The 16,763-nt window shown below is 42.5% G+C and carries 17 protein-coding genes and 1 other RNA gene; 6 read left to right on the forward strand and 12 right to left on the reverse strand.

The window, feature by feature from the left end:
* Positions 1-97: 97 nt before the first annotated feature.
* An RNA gene (gene rnpB / locus EAL2_RS14895) (RNase P RNA component class A) lies at positions 98-449 on the reverse strand.
* Positions 450-749: 300 nt separating this feature from the next.
* On the opposite strand from rnpB, the gene EAL2_RS07625 reads away from it, so the two are divergent.
* From EAL2_RS07625 to EAL2_RS07635, 3 genes are all read left to right on the forward strand, one after another.
* Positions 750-2,027: a double-cubane-cluster-containing anaerobic reductase gene (locus EAL2_RS07625; protein WP_025435808.1), complete on the forward strand. Its 1,278-nt coding sequence runs from the start codon at positions 750-752 to the stop codon at positions 2,025-2,027.
* 20 nt (positions 2,028-2,047) lie between these two features.
* Positions 2,048-2,311, forward strand: a complete 264-nt coding sequence (locus EAL2_RS07630) for a DUF3343 domain-containing protein (protein ID WP_025435809.1) — start codon at positions 2,048-2,050, stop codon at positions 2,309-2,311.
* A gap of 73 nt (positions 2,312-2,384) precedes the next feature.
* Positions 2,385-3,170, forward strand: a complete 786-nt coding sequence (locus tag EAL2_RS07635; RefSeq protein ID WP_025435810.1) for an acyl-CoA dehydratase activase — start codon at positions 2,385-2,387, stop codon at positions 3,168-3,170.
* Between the two features lie 9 nt (positions 3,171-3,179).
* Here EAL2_RS07635 and EAL2_RS07640 read toward each other — a convergent pair whose 3' ends face one another.
* Positions 3,180-4,088: a cysteine hydrolase family protein gene (locus tag EAL2_RS07640; protein WP_025435811.1), complete on the reverse strand. Its 909-nt coding sequence runs from the start codon at positions 4,086-4,088 to the stop codon at positions 3,180-3,182.
* 77 nt (positions 4,089-4,165) lie between these two features.
* Positions 4,166-4,585, reverse strand: a complete 420-nt coding sequence (locus EAL2_RS07645; protein WP_025435812.1) for a universal stress protein — start codon at positions 4,583-4,585, stop codon at positions 4,166-4,168.
* Positions 4,586-4,838: 253 nt separating this feature from the next.
* Here EAL2_RS07645 and EAL2_RS07650 point away from each other — a divergent pair, with 253 nt between their 5' ends.
* Complete coding sequence (locus EAL2_RS07650) at positions 4,839-5,723, forward strand: nitroreductase family protein (RefSeq protein WP_025435813.1); 885 nt, start codon at positions 4,839-4,841, stop codon at positions 5,721-5,723.
* Positions 5,724-5,799: 76 nt separating this feature from the next.
* Here the strand turns inward: EAL2_RS07650 and EAL2_RS07655 are convergent, their stop codons facing one another.
* From EAL2_RS07655 to EAL2_RS07675, 5 genes are all read right to left on the reverse strand, one after another.
* Entirely contained in the window at positions 5,800-6,030 is a 231-nt protein-coding gene (locus EAL2_RS07655) for a hypothetical protein (RefSeq protein WP_025435814.1), read from the reverse strand.
* 126 nt (positions 6,031-6,156) lie between these two features.
* Complete coding sequence (locus EAL2_RS07660; RefSeq protein WP_025435815.1) at positions 6,157-6,681, reverse strand: Holliday junction resolvase RecU; 525 nt, start codon at positions 6,679-6,681, stop codon at positions 6,157-6,159.
* An 82-nt stretch (positions 6,682-6,763) separates the two neighbouring features.
* On the reverse strand, positions 6,764-7,183 hold the full coding sequence (locus EAL2_RS07665; RefSeq protein ID WP_025435816.1) for a hypothetical protein: 420 nt from the start codon (positions 7,181-7,183) through the stop codon (positions 6,764-6,766).
* A gap of 167 nt (positions 7,184-7,350) precedes the next feature.
* Positions 7,351-8,706 (reverse strand): citrate/2-methylcitrate synthase, encoded by a 1,356-nt coding sequence (locus EAL2_RS07670; protein WP_025435817.1) that lies wholly within the window; start codon positions 8,704-8,706, stop codon positions 7,351-7,353.
* Positions 8,707-8,992: 286 nt separating this feature from the next.
* Entirely contained in the window at positions 8,993-10,228 is a 1,236-nt protein-coding gene (locus EAL2_RS07675; RefSeq protein ID WP_025435818.1) for a serine hydroxymethyltransferase, read from the reverse strand.
* 508 nt (positions 10,229-10,736) lie between these two features.
* Here EAL2_RS07675 and EAL2_RS07680 point away from each other — a divergent pair.
* Together EAL2_RS07680 and EAL2_RS07685 are read left to right on the forward strand one after the other, a co-directional pair.
* The gene (locus tag EAL2_RS07680) at positions 10,737-11,507 is read left to right on the forward strand and encodes a threonine/serine exporter family protein (RefSeq protein WP_025435819.1); all 771 of its coding nucleotides are present in this window, start codon (positions 10,737-10,739) and stop codon (positions 11,505-11,507) included.
* Entirely contained in the window at positions 11,504-11,956 is a 453-nt protein-coding gene (locus tag EAL2_RS07685; RefSeq protein ID WP_025435820.1) for a threonine/serine exporter family protein, read from the forward strand. Before EAL2_RS07680 ends, EAL2_RS07685 begins: the two co-directional genes overlap by 4 nt.
* A 61-nt stretch (positions 11,957-12,017) precedes the next feature.
* Here EAL2_RS07685 and EAL2_RS07690 read toward each other — a convergent pair whose 3' ends face one another.
* From EAL2_RS07690 to EAL2_RS07705, 4 genes are read right to left on the reverse strand one after another with little or no spacing between them, the layout of a single operon-like run.
* Positions 12,018-12,950, reverse strand: coding sequence for an ABC transporter permease (locus tag EAL2_RS07690; RefSeq protein ID WP_025435821.1), 933 nt, complete (start codon positions 12,948-12,950; stop codon positions 12,018-12,020).
* Positions 12,951-12,977: 27 nt separating this feature from the next.
* Positions 12,978-14,063, reverse strand: coding sequence for an ABC transporter permease (locus EAL2_RS07695; protein ID WP_025435822.1), 1,086 nt, complete (start codon positions 14,061-14,063; stop codon positions 12,978-12,980).
* The gene (locus EAL2_RS07700; RefSeq protein ID WP_025435823.1) at positions 14,056-15,588 is read right to left on the reverse strand and encodes an ABC transporter ATP-binding protein; all 1,533 of its coding nucleotides are present in this window, start codon (positions 15,586-15,588) and stop codon (positions 14,056-14,058) included. The genes EAL2_RS07695 and EAL2_RS07700 overlap by 8 nt, the downstream gene beginning before the upstream one ends.
* A 12-nt stretch (positions 15,589-15,600) precedes the next feature.
* Positions 15,601-16,704: a BMP family ABC transporter substrate-binding protein gene (locus EAL2_RS07705; protein ID WP_025435824.1), complete on the reverse strand. Its 1,104-nt coding sequence runs from the start codon at positions 16,702-16,704 to the stop codon at positions 15,601-15,603.
* Positions 16,705-16,763 lie beyond the last annotated feature (59 nt).

Raw genomic sequence — 16,763 nt, forward strand, 5'->3', positions numbered from 1 at the left:
TTTCAATACCCAAAAACATTTATTAGTAGCAATTCAAACACCTCAAAAAAAATGAATATAAAAAAACAACGCCTAAGCGTTGTTTTTTTATATGGTTATGATGACTAGGCCTATAAGCCGAGTTCTGTCTTGAATAGTCATCTATCTAGGCCTTATGTTACCATAAGGCTCAAGCGACCTACCTCCGGGACAGGGACGGGCAGCCCCCTTTTTGAGTCCCTACTTGGTCTTGCTCCGGATGGGGTTTACATAGCCAGTTAGTCGCCTAACCGCTGGTGAGCCCTTACCTCACCTTTCCACCCTTACCAGAAGACAAAGCCTTCTGGCGGTATATCTCTGTTGCACTATCCTTAGAGTCGCCTCCACTGGGGATTACCCAGCATCCTTGCCCTACGGAGCTCGGACTTTCCTCGTCTGCCAAAGGCATCCGCGACTATCCAGCCTACTCACCATATTCAACTAATCAATTATATCACCCCGCATTCGCATTGTCAATTCTGAGCAGCGAGCTTTACTTTACAAGTTTTGCTTTTCAATATGTATTCATTTTTTTATAAGAAATATTTATCCATTGCATTTTTTTATATTTATAAACAAAATTCGTTTCATGATGTACACTGTTCATTAGGGACATTTGCCGTCCGAAAACCGTCAAACAAACACCATCTTTTCTTTATCTCCCTAAAGGTTCTGTATAATGCAGAGCCTTAATATTTCTTTATTTTTATTTTTGAGGAGGACTACTGACAATGGCTGATTACAAAGAACTTTGGACATCACTTGACATTGACTTGGAAAAGCACGACCAGCTTTGCGCTGTTCTGCCTGAGTTTTACGGCGAAATATACATGCAGCAGGAAAACAGACCAGAGGCTATGAACTACTACAACTTCGTGGTATCTGAAATCCATGGATACAGGGTTCAAGAGCTTGCAGACATGAGAAAAGACGGAAAGAAAGTAGTGGGAACCTTCTGCGTATACGTTCCTGACGAAATAATAGTGGCAGCGAACGCCGCAAGCGTAGGCCTTTGTGCCGGCTCAGAGTTCTGGCATCCAGACGGCGAAAAAGTCGTGCCAAGGAATACATGTCCGCTAGTGAAGGCTGCAGCAGGAGCTCTTGTCGGAAACACATGTCCATACTTCAAATCATGCGACATGCTTGTTGGCGAGACTACCTGCGACGCCAAGAAAAAACTTTGGGAGACTTTCGCAGAATACACTCCTATACATGTCATGAATCTTTCAAGTATGAAAAGAGAGCAGGACTACATAAACTGGCAGGGTGAAATAAAACTGTTCAAGGAAAGAATGGAGGAGCTTACAGGCGTTGAGGTGACTGCCGAAAAGCTTAGCGAATCTACTAAGCTGCTTAACGACAAGCGAAGAGCTCTCCAGAGACTTTATGAAACAAGAAAAGTGGCTAATCCTCCAATAAGCGGAAAAGACGCGCTTCTTGTAACTCAAATAGCATTCTATGATGACCCTGCAAGATTTACTCAAATGACTAATCAGCTTTGCGACGAGCTTGAAAAGAGAATAGAAAACGGAGAAGGCGTATTTGAGAAGAAGGCTCCAAGAATACTCATAACTGGTATACCAATGGCAATACCAAACTGGAAGCTTCATCATATAATCGAGACAAGCGGCGGCGCTGTAGTTGCAGAGGAAACTTGCACAGGCGTGAAATATTTCCAAAACCTTGTTGACGAATCTGCATCCACTCTTGAAGACCACTACAAGATACTTGCCGACAGATATCTTAAGACCAATTGTGCATGCTTCACGCCAAACACTTCAAGAATAGACGATATAGTAAGACTTTACAAAGAATATGCTGCTGATGGAGTTGTATACTATACACTTCCTTTCTGCACTACTTATGCGGCTGAATTCAAGGCTGTTAAGGAGGCTCTTGCAAAAGAGAATATTCCTGTGATAAACATAGAGTCAGACTACGGTCTTGAAGATGCTGGACAAATAAAAACCAGACTCGAGGCTTTCTTCGAGATGATAGGCAACAAATAGAAATCAAGGTGGCTATAAAAATGGAAAAAGAATCTAAGTCTTTCGTGCTTTTTCCTTCTCACATGCATGGCTTGTCGCTCGAACGAAAGCTCAAGGAGAACGGGATTAAATACGCCATAAGCCCCACTCCAAGGGAGCTCAGCTCATGCTGCGGCATATCAATCATGATAAGCTCAACAGATATTGAAGCTGTCAGGGAAATACTGTCTGAAAACCCAGGCATAAAGACAGATGGAATTCACACGATAAACCGGCAGGCTAAAAAAAGATTTTTTGACTTTTAAGTCAGAGATACATCATGACATCATGATGTATCTCTATTTTTGCTTTTTTATTAATTGAGGAGGTCTTGTTATAATGTTTTACTCTATTGGAATTGACGCGGGATCTGTTGCCACAAAAGGAGTTCTGTTCAATGGGGACATAGTTGAAACCGCTCTTATGCCTACCGGCTGGAGCCCAAAGGACGCCTCCTGCGAAGTGCTTGAATTGCTTCTTAAAAAAAGCGGAGTAAACAGAGATGACGTCAAAAAAATTATAGGGACTGGATACGGCAGAATTTCAATGCCTTTTGTAGACAAGGCTGTTACTGAGATTACGTGTCATGCCAAAGGTGCCCATTTCCTTAACGCAAATACAAGAACAATACTTGATATCGGCGGACAAGACAGCAAGGTAATAAGCATTGATGAGTCTGGCAATGTGCTTGATTTTTCAATGAACGACAAATGCGCTGCAGGAACAGGCAGATTCCTCCAGGTAATGACTGCAACGCTTGGCGTGGACATTGCAGAGCTCGACAGCATGATAGATGAAAGCGTAAAGCCTCAACCAATATCAAGCATGTGTACTGTATTCGCCGAGTCGGAGGTGATAAGCCTGCTCGCAAAGGGTATAGACAAGAAAAGCGTGCTGCTTGGCCTGATTCATTCCATATCGAACAGAGCCTCATCTCTTATGAGTAAAATTCCGTTGACTCAAGATGTGGCGTTTACTGGCGGTGTTGCAAGGTGCAAGACTACAATAAGGGCCTTGGAAGAAAAAATCGGCACGCCTCTGTTTGTTTCGGAGCATTCCCAGATAGTGGGCGCCCTAGGCGCAGCCGTAATTGCATATAACTCGGTAAAAAAACAGCAGGCATAGCCTGCTGTTTTATATTTCTATCTCTGTGGACTTGACTCTCTTTATTCCATAAAGCACTTCCATCTGCGAAAGGGCTGCCTCCGTGTCCTCTTCGAATCCTCCAATGCAGCTTGTGCAGTCTTCAAGCAGGTATATCCTTTCGGTTATTTGCCTGCTATCTTTGTAGTATTCGCATATTTGAGAAAGTGATTCAAGCGCGCAGTGCGACTTTGCCTCGCCGGCTATTATAACCTTGTCGTAGCCGGCAAACTTATCTAGGAGAGTCGTTTCGAATTCAAAACCTTCATCATATTCAGGCCTGAATATTCCATACATTTCGCTCGTCGGACTTGTCCCCTTGACTATTATTTCAAAATTTGAATCTCTGACCATCGAGTGATAATATGCAATTTTTGAAAACTGCGCCTCAAGACAATGGCCAGTAGTGCCGAGCATACAGTGGTAGGGCCATATGATGAGGCTTTTTTTGGAATTCTCTTCAAGATATTTTACATATCTGATGCTATGCTCCCTGTGCCTTACAGGTATCCATATCCCGTTTTCTATGTCTCCGCTTGATATGAGTGTAAACGGCTTGGGATTTTTGCCGCAGGCATCCACCCACCAGCACGGATGGAATATCTGATATGCCGTATGTGTATCAAGCGAGGCTACTATCGATGTTATCTTGCCGGCATTGCTGTAGATGAATCTAATTAGGTTTTCAACGTCCCTGTGCGAGCCCTCGACTGGCAGGCTGCCCTTTTCCATGAAGTCGTTTTGAATGTCTATCGCCAGCAGCAATACTTTTTTCGTATCTTCTTGTGCCGGAAGCTTTTTTTCTGCTTTGGCAAGCTCCATAAGAGAATTCATATCCACTCTGGATATTTCTCCGATTTTGTCAATGTCTACTATATCCTCTATTTTGTTTTCAAGCACCCATACCAACTCCTCCGCAAAATAAATCTCCTGCAGACATCTCTGAGCCTACAGGAGATTCCATGCAAAATTATTGCTTATCTGATAATAAGCACTGGAACACTCGCATGGTGTACAACCTTATTTGCTACAGATCCTATCAGAAATCTCCTCGCAGCCGACATTCCGTGCGTGCATATTATTATCATGTCGCACTGCTCACTTTCCGCAGTGTCTATTATAACCGATGCTGCATCACCAAATAAAACTCTTGTTTCTGTCTTAAGCCCGGCGCCTTCAAAATGCTTCTTGGCTTGTTCCACAATGGCTTCTCCCGACTTTTGGAGCTTTTCATCGCCTACATGCTTGAAATCCACACCGGCATATCCAGCAGGGAGCTTGTCCTGGGCGTTGATTATAAGTATCTCGGCCCCAAGCTTTTCGGCGAAAAATTTCGCATGGTCATATATGGCGGCACATGCCTCTGATCCGTCAACAGGAAGTAATATCTTTTTCATAATAAAATCCCCCTTGTCTCATTATTCATGTCAGTTTTAATTTTACAGTTTACAATATTAATATACCCTTTTGAACCCAACAAAACTATTTTGTTAAATACTTCATGAAATTTCATTGCATATTCTGTATTCAGTGTCTTGTCAGCAATGTATTTGTAAAACATCTGATAATTTGATTTACTTAACATGAAATTGTGGTATAAATTTCAGTATAAGTATAATATGAGCAAGTACAGCATGGGAGGTAGTTATAGTGCTAATCAGGGAATTTTTAGAGAAGAGATATTCAGCCCGTGAATATGAACAAAAGCAGCTTTCAGAAAACACCATAAAGACCATTATCGATTATGCCCACGAAATAGAAGCAAGCATAAAAAGCGTAAAGGTCAGATTCTTATTCTTGAAGGACGGAGCCGGAGTATACGAAAAGCTTAACGGCTATGCCGGCTATGCCGGAGTGATGATTAAAAGTCCTCACTACATTGGGATTCTTACGGAAGATGAAAACTACAGGACGCAAATAGCAGCCTCATATGCAATGCAGTCCCTTATTAAAAAACTTTTCGAGATGGGCCTTGGCACTTGTTGGATTGATTTTTCCAACGCAGGAGCAAGGCTGCAGGACGAGCTCGCCGGCTCAGAGCTCAGAAATATAAACTATGCAATCTCTGTAGGATACCCCAAGAAGGAGTCCAGGTTCAAGTTTGTCTATGTTCCGTCCGCCGCCTATTCAAACGTGTCGAACAATCCATACAGACAAATATCGGAATCAAAAAGCGACAAAAGCGGTGACAGACTGCCCCTGGACCATTTCGTGTTCAAGGATGAATTCGGAAAGCAAATAAGCCTTGATGAGCTTGAGCAACGAGGTCTTGCAGATATTTTTTCCCGTATCAGGAACGCGCCTTCAGCAAGAAATCTTCAGCCATGGAGATTTCTAATACAAAATGAGCGAATAGTCATCGCAGTCAAAAATCCGGCTTCCAAGGAGAGTATGACTGATGCGGGCATAATGATGTATCTTTTCGAGGGCATGGCTCACGACGTTGGCATAAGGGGCGAGTGGTCGCTGCTCCCTCTGGATGAGTTTGAATACGAAAGCGATAAATATGCATACGTTGGAGAATTCAAGGTTTGATGCTAAACAAAACACAAATAACACAAAAGCGACGCCAGCTTAATGCCGGTGTCGCTTTTATTTGACTAAACCATTGTTAAAATTCCACGTTAAAATCCTTTTGGAGCAGCTCTTTTTCTTCTCTCATTATGCTCTCTTTGAGTTCATCGAAAGTTTTTTCGCCGGTTTGATATTTCTTTATCTTCACATCGTATACGACTTCACACTTCTCCCTGAAAACTCCCATATATTCTGCTCTGTTCGGGTGTTTGTCAAAAACATCTTCGAGCTCTTTTTCAAGCATTCTGACTATGACATCCTTATTCATAAAATCACTCCCTAAAAGTTTTTAATTTTGAGCTAATTGATTTTATTACTAAAGATGATACCCTGAAGGCTGCCACAAGAAACACCGATGGCCGAATTATCTGTACATTAAGACAGTACATCCTTCTCACCTTGGCTCGTTTATATATATTCCCAGGGTTGCAATATAATCAGGCAGGCCGCTTTGCGATGGTATCTCGTATCTATAGTCGATTGCATCCATAGGTATAGATTTCCTTCCGCCTCCCGCGGCATTCTTCCAGTAGCTATCAACAAGTTCTATTGGAATCAGAAAATATTTGCCCTCTTTCTTGAAGTTGCATATTACAAATGAAAATCCGCCCTGAGCTTTGAACTTAAGCATGTATTCCAACTGGTGCTCGTGTATGTTCTGAAGCGGCAGATACGACCTGTCTGTCTCCTTTACATCAAAACATATTGAATGACCCTGGCATATCCCGTAATAGTCGACCGTGGACCTTTTTTCAAAATAGGCCTCGACTATCCTGCCTGAGCCTATCTTTGTAACCTTGACTGGAACTGGCATCTTTGTGATGAGGGCTATGCCCTTACGTTCATATATGCCGTTCACATGCTCTATAAGGTTCTCGGTCATGTCGCCCTTGTGTCCAAAGCTTTTCCACCTGGTCAATACATCATCCCCTTGAAATCTTTGTCTCGCCCTAAAATACAAAAGGTGCCGCTCAGGGCACCTTTATTTGCTTACTCTAGAGCTATTTTTTTGGCCTTTGAATATTAACGCCCAGCTCTTCGAACTTGATTATGTCGTTTGATTTTTCTTCAAAGTATATTCCATAAAGCTTGCCTTTTTTCATGTTGATTTGGCTCGGCGAATACAGCTTTTTAGTAGTCTTGCCTATTTTGATGTATACTTCGTATTTTTTGAATTTCCCTTTTGGCGGATTGACAGCTATGCACTGACCCTGTATATAAAATTTCTTCCTCTTGATTGATATGAATATCTTCGCCAGAAATGCTGCAAGTATAGCGGCGAGCACACCGAACAAAATCTTGTATCCAATGCCTTTTATGTAAATTGCCAAAGCTATCATTGCAATAAATAATGCAACAACTGCTCCCACCCTGAGCAGGGCACTTCTTTGTTCCTTGTTTTTAAGTACATCCCAGTTCAAAAATACATCCCACCTTACTCTAATTATTGTTTTTTTTAATGCCGCGCCTGTTGTTCTCTCCTTGTTTATTATATCAAATTTGGGCATTAATAAAAGGGTTATTCTGAAATTTTGTCTGAAATAAAAGAGCTTCCCGCTCTTATGTAGCGGAAAGCTCTTTTATTGTTTTATCTTTTGGCTAATTCTACGTATTCTCTCATGTCCATGACGCTTTTGTAGGCAGGCCTCATTATCTTGTTATCGCTTACCACCTGTTCTATTCTGTGGGCACACCAGCCGCATACTCTGGCTGTTGCAAACAGCGGAGTATATAGTTCATGAGGAATGTTGAGCATATCATATACAAATCCGGAATAAAAGTCTACATTCGCACAAATTACAGCATCCGGTCCCTTAAGCTCCTTGAACGCCTCTATACTTAGGTTTTCTATGTTCTCGTAGAGAGCAAACTCTTCCTCCCTGCCCTTTTCAACAGCAAGCTCATATGCCTTTCCCTTTAAAAGTACTGCTCTAGGATCAGAAAGCGTATATACTGCATGGCCCATTCCATATATGAGGCCCGTATTGTCGAACGCATCCTTTCTTAATATTTTTCTCAGATAATCTTTGATTTCCACCTTATCGCTCCAGCTGGATATGTTCTCCTTTATGTTGTCAATCATGTTGAGAACCTTCAGGTTGGCACCTCCGTGCTTGGGCCCCTTCAATGAACCAACGGCAGTTGCTATGGCAGAATATGTGTCTGTTCCTGTTGATGAAACCACGTGTGTTGCAAATGCAGAGTTGTTTCCTCCGCCGTGCTCGGCATGTATTACAAGCGAAAGATCAAGCAGCTCCGCCTCTTTTTCAGTATACTTGTTATCCGGCCTTATCATGTAGAGTAGATTTTCAGCAGTTCCAAGCTCAGGCACTGGCGAATGTATGAAAAGGCTCTTATTGTCATGGTAGTGCCTCTTCGCCTGATAACCGTAGGCAACTATTGTAGGGAATCTTGCTATCAGCTCAAGACTCTGTCTTAGCAAGTTTTTCACGCTTATATCGTCAGGGTTATTGTCATAAGAATACGATACAAGTATACTCCTTTGAAGCTTGTTCATTATATCCTTGCTTGGATTTTTCAAGATCATGTTCTCAGTAAAGCTCTTTGGCAGAACCCTCAGTTCTCCAAGCAGCTTTTTGAACTCGTCAAGCTGAGATTGCGTTGGCAGTTCACCAAATAAGAGCAAATAGCACACTTCTTCGAAGCCGTGCCTCTTTTCCTTCTGGAAGCCTTGAACTACGTCTTTCAAATCCATCCCTCTATATATAAGAGCTCCCTCGTCGGGCACTATTTCACCTGCATCGACAACATACCCGTGTACCGAACCCACCTGAGTGAGACCAACCAGTACCCCCGTGCCATTTTCATTTCTAAGACCGCGCTTAACATTATACATGCCATAGTAGTCCGAAGGTATGCGATTTGTTTTTTCAACTGCTTCAGCCATCTTGTTAATAAGTGCCACGTAAAATTCTTCTGACATGAAATCCACCTCCAATAGCATTCGTTGCAGGCATTCCTGCAGCTATTCTTCTCAATTATTTTAATATTTAATATATATTAACACATTAAAGCTGAATTGTGTGATATTTTTTTGTTATTTTGCAGGATTTTTAAAATGATTCTGCAAAAAAACATTTCTAGTCCCATATTTATTTTCATATAGGTAATCTACCTTTCAAATAAAGTGTTTTTTTTACAATGCACTGATGTACTGAAATATAAACAAAAATACCAGATGCATAGCATCTGGTATTTTTGTTTATATTTTATAGAGACTGATATAACGGAAATTCACTTGTTAGTTTTTTAACCATTTCTGCAGCCTTCTCTATGTTGTTCTCCTCTATTACTACCCTTATAACCTCCGCAATAGTCTCCATTTGCTCTTCTTTCATGCCTCTGGTTGTAACTGCAGGAGTTCCGATTCTTATGCCGCTTGTAACAAACGGACTTGCAGTATCGAATGGAACTGTGTTTTTATTTACTGTTATGTGCGCTTCGTCGAGTCTCTTTTCTGCATCCTTTCCTGTTATCTCATGATTTCTAAGATCTACAAGTATAAGGTGGTTGTCTGTTCCTCCAGACACTACTCTGAAACCTTTATCAACAAGAGCTTTTGCCAGAGCTCTGGCATTCGCTATTACCTGCTGCTGGTATTCCTTGAAACCGTCGCTTAGTGCCTCCTTGAAGCACACAGCCTTTGCTGCTATAACATGCTCAAGCGGTCCTCCCTGAAGTCCCGGGAATATGGCCTTGTCTATAGCCTTGGCATGCTCTTCCTTGCAAAGTATTACGCCTCCTCTTGGTCCTCTTAGAGTCTTGTGAGTAGTAGATGTAACAAAATCTGCATACTCGCATGGATTCTGATGAAGTCCCGCAGCTACAAGACCTGCTATGTGGGCCATGTCAACCATAAGCAGCGCGCCTACTTCGTCTGCTATTTCCCTGAATCTCTTAAAGTCTATCTGTCTTGGATAAGCAGTTGCTCCTGCAACTATCATCTTTGGCTTTTCTCTCTTTGCTATTTCCAAAACCTCGTCATAATCTATAAGCTCATCTTCTTGTCTAACCCCATAAGGTATGAATTCAAAATATTTTCCTGAAATGTTTACCGGCGAGCCGTGAGTAAGGTGCCCTCCCTGAGAAAGGTTCATTCCCATAACTTTGTCTCCATAGTTTAGGAATGCAAGATATACTCCCATATTAGCACTGCTTCCAGAGTGCGGCTGAACGTTGGCATGTTCTGCACCGAATAGCTTTTTAAGTCTTTCTATGGCGAGCGATTCCACAACATCTACATTTTCACAGCCACCGTAGTATCTCTTGCCAGGATAGCCTTCAGCATATTTGTTTGTAAACTGGCTGCCCATAGCCTCCATAACAGCTTCCGAAACAAAGTTCTCAGATGCAATAAGCTCGATGTTAGTGTTTTGCCTTGTTATTTCTTTTTTAAGAGCCTCATACACATCGATGTCTACATTCTTCAAATTAGTAAAATCCATAATTCTATCCCCTTTTCAAATTATTCTTAAAATAGCGCATGTCCACGCTGAAATAACATACGACCATTATAATACACTTTTTGCATTAATGCCACGTTTTTTTTAGCAATAATGAGCATTAATATTCGTGAAAACGTTATTTGTAACATACTAAATAACCTTGTTAATTTTATGATATATACTGTTATTTTTCGACACTTTTAATCTAGCATTTTTTATTAAAATATATTTATATGTCTATATAATATATTTATCTTAATATTCGGGTTTTAATCTATATTCATTTATTTTTTCGTATTTATTTTTTTATATTTAGTTTTCAAAAAAATTTTTCTATAGCTCGCAAAAAAACGAATTTCTGTTCATATTTTTCATAAGCAGCTTTCATTATTGAAGTTGCTGTTTACATATAATATAATTCTTCTATACTTGCTTCTTCGCATTACTGCTAAGGCAATGCTCTATAGGCTCAGTTCAGCATATTATTTTAACAGAGGAGGAGTCATTTTTGCTTAAAAATGAAGTTTTGCAGATAGCCCTGTATTCAGGCGAAATAATGCTAAAAAGCGGAGCCGAAACATACAGGGTTGAAGATATTATAGATCGCATGTGCAAATCCAAGGAGCTCCATGAAGTCAGCTCTTTTGTTACCCCAACTGGACTTTTCGTGTCCGATAACAAGACCAGAGAAAGCACCTCAATAATAAAGAGGGTGAAAAACCGAAAGATTGACCTCGATAAAATATCACAGGTCAACAACTTTGCAAGAAGCTTTGTGAAAAGTGAAATTCCATATGAAGAGGCTATGAATAAATTGAAAAAAATAGACAACACGCCTAAGTTCCACCCGGCTTTAACTCTTATTCTCATAGGGCTTGCTGCCGCTTTTTTCACGCTGCTGTCCGGCGGTAAACCCCTCGATTTTATAGCTACATTTTTTGTAAGCATAATTTCGATTATAGTCTTCTGGAGCATAGATAGGCTTAGTGATACGCAATTCCTGTCCACAACGGCCAGCGCCGCTGTAATTTCGCTATGCTCTGTAATATCCTCCAAAATAGGTCTTGTGACGAGCTTTGACATGATTATTGTAGGCGCAGTTATGCCTCTTGTGCCAGGAGTTGCTTTGACAAACGGCATAAGAGACCTCATATCAGGAGATATAATATCTGGCATATCCCGCGTATTCGAGGCAGTAATGATAGCCGTTTCCATAGCCGTGGGCGTAGGCTTAGTGCTCGGTTTTTGGACAGGTGTTTTAGGAGGTTCGCTCATATGATATTTAAACAGTTTTTATTCTCGTTCATTTCTACCGTGGGCTTTAGCGTTTTCTTCAATGCGCCAAGAAGCTCGGTGCCTTACGCAGGCTTTACTGGAGGATTTGGCTGGATAGCCTACTATATTTTGAAATCCGCTGGATATATTGCACCCTTAGCCAGCCTGGCCGGCGCAATCGTAGTCGGAACGCTTGGCGAGCTGTTTGCCCGCATTGATAAAAAACCTGTAACTGCCTTCGTGGTCCCAGGGATTATACCTCTAGTACCCGGATACGGCCTGTATTTAACAATGATAGGCCTCTTAAACAACGATTACACCTCGGCCATACAAATCGGTAACGAGACCATACTGACGGGCGGCGCAATTGCCATGGGGATAATAATAGTTTCATCCATGGCCAAGATTTTCAAAAGCCAGAAAATCGTTGCATTGAATTCGATCAAAAAATAATAGCCGTAAAATAAAATCCCGAAGCCGCTCTCTTTTGAAAGCTGCTCCGGGATTTTCGGTTTTATCGGTCTTCTCTGAAATACGGCTCGCCCAGGCTCTGGGGCGCCATATTCTCTTTTGATTTTTTTGCCGACACTGCTATTAGCACTATTATTGTGGCAATATAAGGCAGCATGTCTATCATGTACTGCGATACCGCTATGTCGAATTTTTGTATTCTAAAGCCTACTATGTCAAGCCCCCCGAAGAATATTGCGCTGAGCATGGCTTTGTATGGATTCCACATGCTGAATATTACAAGCGCCACGGCAATCCAGCCTCTTCCTGATGTGACATTTTCCTGCCACGAAGGTATATATACAAGCGAAAGGTAAGCGCCTCCAAGCGCGCAAAGCGCACCACCCACTATTATATGGACGTACTTGTAGAGGGTGACGTTTATGCCGCTTGCATCTGCAGCTGCTGGATTTTCTCCTACTACTCTAAGGTTAAGGCCCAGCCTGGTCTTATAAAAATAAACTCCTGCAGCTATCGCCACTATAAATCCCATGTACACAAATATGCTCTGTTGGAACAGTACCGGCCCTATGAAAGGTATACTGCCAAGCAGAGGTATGTTAACAGCCGCAAAGAATTTGCTGATTCCTTCAGGTACAACCTGCCCCATTAGCGATTGTCCAGTGAAGCTTGCGACTCCCGTCCCAAGAATAGTAAGCGAAAGTCCCGTTACAACCTGGTTTGCGCGCAGTGTGACAGTAAGAAAAGCGAATACGAGGGCACCTGCTGCTCCTGCAAGCAGTGCTCCCATTACAGCCAAAAATGGATTGGCCGTTATAAGTCCGACTTGAAAGCCTGCCACAGCTCCAAGCAGCATAAGCCCTTCAACTCCAAGGTTGAGATTTCCGGACTTTTCAGTTATTATCTCTCCCACTGTCGCAAATAATAGTGGCATTCCGGCCTGCACGGCTGCGCTCAGAAAAGATATCAAAGCCATAGTTTTTGCTCCTTCCGTTTAATTAAATCAGGCAGTCCTTGCACCATCTTCATTATCACTTGGTTTTTCCTTTTTTATATCGATTTTATACTTTGAGAAGAATTCGCTTCCAAGTACAAATATTAGTATCATTCCCTGCAAAATTTGCGCCGCTGACTGCGGTATCTGGAAAGCCGTTTGAATGTATGCTCCGCCCTGTACAAGAGTTGCAAACAGGAACGAAACCAGCAGTATTATAGGCGCGCTGAGTCCTGAAAGCCATGCTACTATTATAGCAGTATACCCGACTCCTCCAGCAATCTCTATCGAAAGCGTGTTGCTTACGGCAGAAGCCTGAATCATGCCGGCAAGTCCGCATAATGCGCCGCTCATGAATATGGCTATTAGTGTGATCTTTTTTACATTCATGCCTGCATATAACGCTGTTGTTTCACTTTCTCCTATAACGCTTATCTCAAAACCTTTTTTTGAATATTTCATAAACACATATATCCCCGCTATAAACAGCAAACATATTATCCAGCCGGCGTGTATACCAAGTACACTCGGAAGCACGGCATTAGAAGAAAAGTTTGGTATCTTGGGGAATCCAAGTGCGTTCGGATCCTTCCAAGGTCCATACTGAAGATATGTGACCCACTGCAGCGCTATATAGTTCATCATAAGAGTAAACAGAGTCTCGTTGGTTCCAAGTCTTGCCTTGAAGAAAGCCGGAATAAGAGCCCAAAGCCCTCCGCCCACCATGCCAGCTACAATCATAAGCGGCATGAGCAGCGCCATAGGCATGCTTGGAAATTTGAGCGCAAAAAAACTCGCCAGAAAAGCCCCCATAAGTATTTGTCCTTCACCGCCTATATTCCAAAACTTCATTTTGAAAGCGATGAGTATTCCTAGAGACGTTATTGCAAGCGGTATGGTCTTTATAACAGTCTCGTTGAATCTGTAAAGAGAACCGAAACAGCCTTCAAGCATTGAGAAATAAACGCTGAAGGGGTTGTGTCCAAGAGAAAGTATGAATACAGTCGATGCCACGAATGCCAAAATGACAGCCGTTATCTTAATAGCCACAAGCTGCTGCTTTGAGGGCTCAGGCTTTTTTATTATTCTAAGCATCCGCATCCACTCCTTTCATTTCAATGCTTTCACCGGCCATAAGAAGGCCGAGCTCCTCTTTCGTACATGTCTTGGCATCCACTATGCCTGTTATCTTGCCTCCGCAAACAACCATTATCCTGTCGCAAAGCTCCATTAGAACGTCAAGGTCCTCGCCTACGAAAATCACGGCTACGCCTTTTTTCTTCTGCTCATTGAGAAGGTCATACACTGTGTACGCAGCTCCTATGTCAAGCCCCCTTGCAGGATATGCCGTAATTATAAGATGCGGATTAAGGTCTATTTCCCTGCCCAGCAGCACCTTCTGAATATTGCCGCCTGAGAGCTGCCTTACTGGATGGTGTATTCCAGGAGTGCTTATGTCAAGCCTCCTCACTATGTCTCTTGCCTTGTCTGCTACGGGTTTCCTTTTTACAAAGGCGCCCTTTTGCCTGTGGTACTCCTTAAGCAATATATTGTCTACTATGTCCATGGAAGCCACCAGACCCATGCCAAGTCTGTCTTCAGGCACAAAGCTCATGCTTATGCCCATCTTTATTATGTCCCTTGGGCTTTTGCCCACTATGTTTTCTTCCTCGTATATGATCTGGCCTGATTCTACCGGATACACTCCTGCTATGCTTTCGCACAGCTCCTTCTGGCCGCTTCCCGCCACTCCTGCGACTCCGAGTATCTCGCCGCCGTAGAGCTCAAAAGACATGTCCTTTATTACCCTGGCGCCTTGTATGTCTAACGCGTTAAGATCTTTGACCATGAGAGTCTTCTTCTGTGTCCTTGCCTCAGGCCTTTCTATTGAAAGCTCTACAGCTCTTCCAACCATAAGGTCTGTAAGCTTTTGTGGGTTAGTATCTGATTTGTCTACTGTGCCAACTACTTCTCCCTTTCGAAGCACTGTTATCCTGTCGCTTATCTCCATTACCTCGTTGAGCTTGTGCGTGATTATTATAACGGCGCAGCCTTCCTTTTTCATGTTTCTGATGATGTCAAAAAGCTTTGTCGTCTCCTGAGGAGTGAGCACGGCTGTCGGCTCGTCAAGTATGAGTATCTTCGCGCCCCTGTAGAGCACCTTGAGTATCTCGAGTCTTTGCTTCTCGGCAACCGACATCTCGTACACCTTTTTGTCGGGATCGATCTCGAGGTTGAATCTTTGAGAAATCTCGCTTATTTCCTTTGTCAGACCCTTGCTATCGACAAATAGTCCGCCCTTTTGGCCGGCGATTATATTCTCCTTGGCACTCATTACATCTACCAGCTTGAAATGCTGATAGATCATTCCTATGCCCATGTCTATGGCATCTTTTGGATTCTTGAATGTCACCTGTTTTTCGTCCACATAAATAGAGCCGCTGTCAGGGGAATATATCCCTGACAGCATGCTCATGAGTGTACTCTTTCCGGCTCCATTTTCTCCAAGCAGCGAGTGGATTTCCCCCGCCTTGATGTCTATGCTTACATTATAGTTTGCTATAACAGTTCCAAATTGTTTTGTAAGTCCCTCTACTCTGATAAGAGAATTCGAATTCATAAAATCACCTGATTATTTTTTTATCTTGCCTTCAACGCCTTCGACAAACCAATCTATAGAAAGCATTTGCTCGTCTGTCAGCTTTTCGCCTTCCTTAACCTTTAGGTTTCCTTCGTTATCCTTTATAGGTCCTGCGAAAACCTCGAAGCTTCCATCTTTTATCTTGGCTTCTATTTCCTGAACCTTTGCAACCGCTTCAGCTGGCACAAGCTCTGTCATAGGAGCAAGCTGTATTGTTCCTGTCTCCATTCCGCCCCAGTAGCTGTCGCTCTTCCAAGTACCGTCCATTGCAGCCTTTACCTGCTCTGCATAGTATGGTCCCCAGTTCCATATTGGAGCTGTAAGGTATGCTTTTGGAGCCATTGCCTTCATGTCTGTGTTGTATCCTATAGAGAACGCGCCTCTTTCCTGTGCTGCCTGCTGTGGTCCTGCTGTATCCTGGTGCTGGGCTATTATATCCGCGCCTTCGTCAAGCAGCGAGTTTGCAGCGTCCTTTTCAGTTACTGGATCGTACCAGGTATGAGTCCATCTTACTACTACCTTGGCATCTGGATTAACTGATCTTACGCCAAGCGTAAACGCGTCTATTCCCCTTACTACCTCTGGTATTTCAAATGCTGCTACGTAGCCTATCTTGTCTGTTTGCGTCTTCAGCCCTGCCACAATACCCGAAAGATATCTTGCCTGATATTCCCTTCCGAAATAGTTTGTCATGTTTTCGCCCTGCTTGTAGCCTGAGCAATGCATGAACTTGACATCCGGATATTCCTTTGCAACCTTTTCAACATAGTCCATGTAGCCAAAGCTTGTTGCGAATATAACCTTCGCGCCCTGGTCTATCATGTCCTTCATTATCTTCTCAACCTCTGGTCCTTCCGGAACAGACTCTTTGTATATAGTTTCAACTCCGAGTTCTTTTTCAAGGTAAAGCCTTCCCTCATTGTGCGAATAAGTCCAGCCTCCGTCACCTATAGGTCCTACATAGATGAAGCCTACTTTCATTTTTTCATCTGCTTTTGATGTGTCTGCAGCCTTCTTTTCTCCCGAGCATCCTGTAAGGATTACAGAAAGCAGCATAACAAAAGACATTAAAAGTGCAACAATTTTCTTGTTCATTTTTTCTCCTCCTAGGCTTTTTTTAAGTCATAGATTTGATTTTAATGTTAACGCTTGAA

Source organism: Peptoclostridium acidaminophilum DSM 3953, from assembly GCF_000597865.1.
Classification (GTDB): domain Bacteria; phylum Bacillota; class Clostridia; order Peptostreptococcales; family Peptostreptococcaceae; genus Peptoclostridium_A; species Peptoclostridium_A acidaminophilum.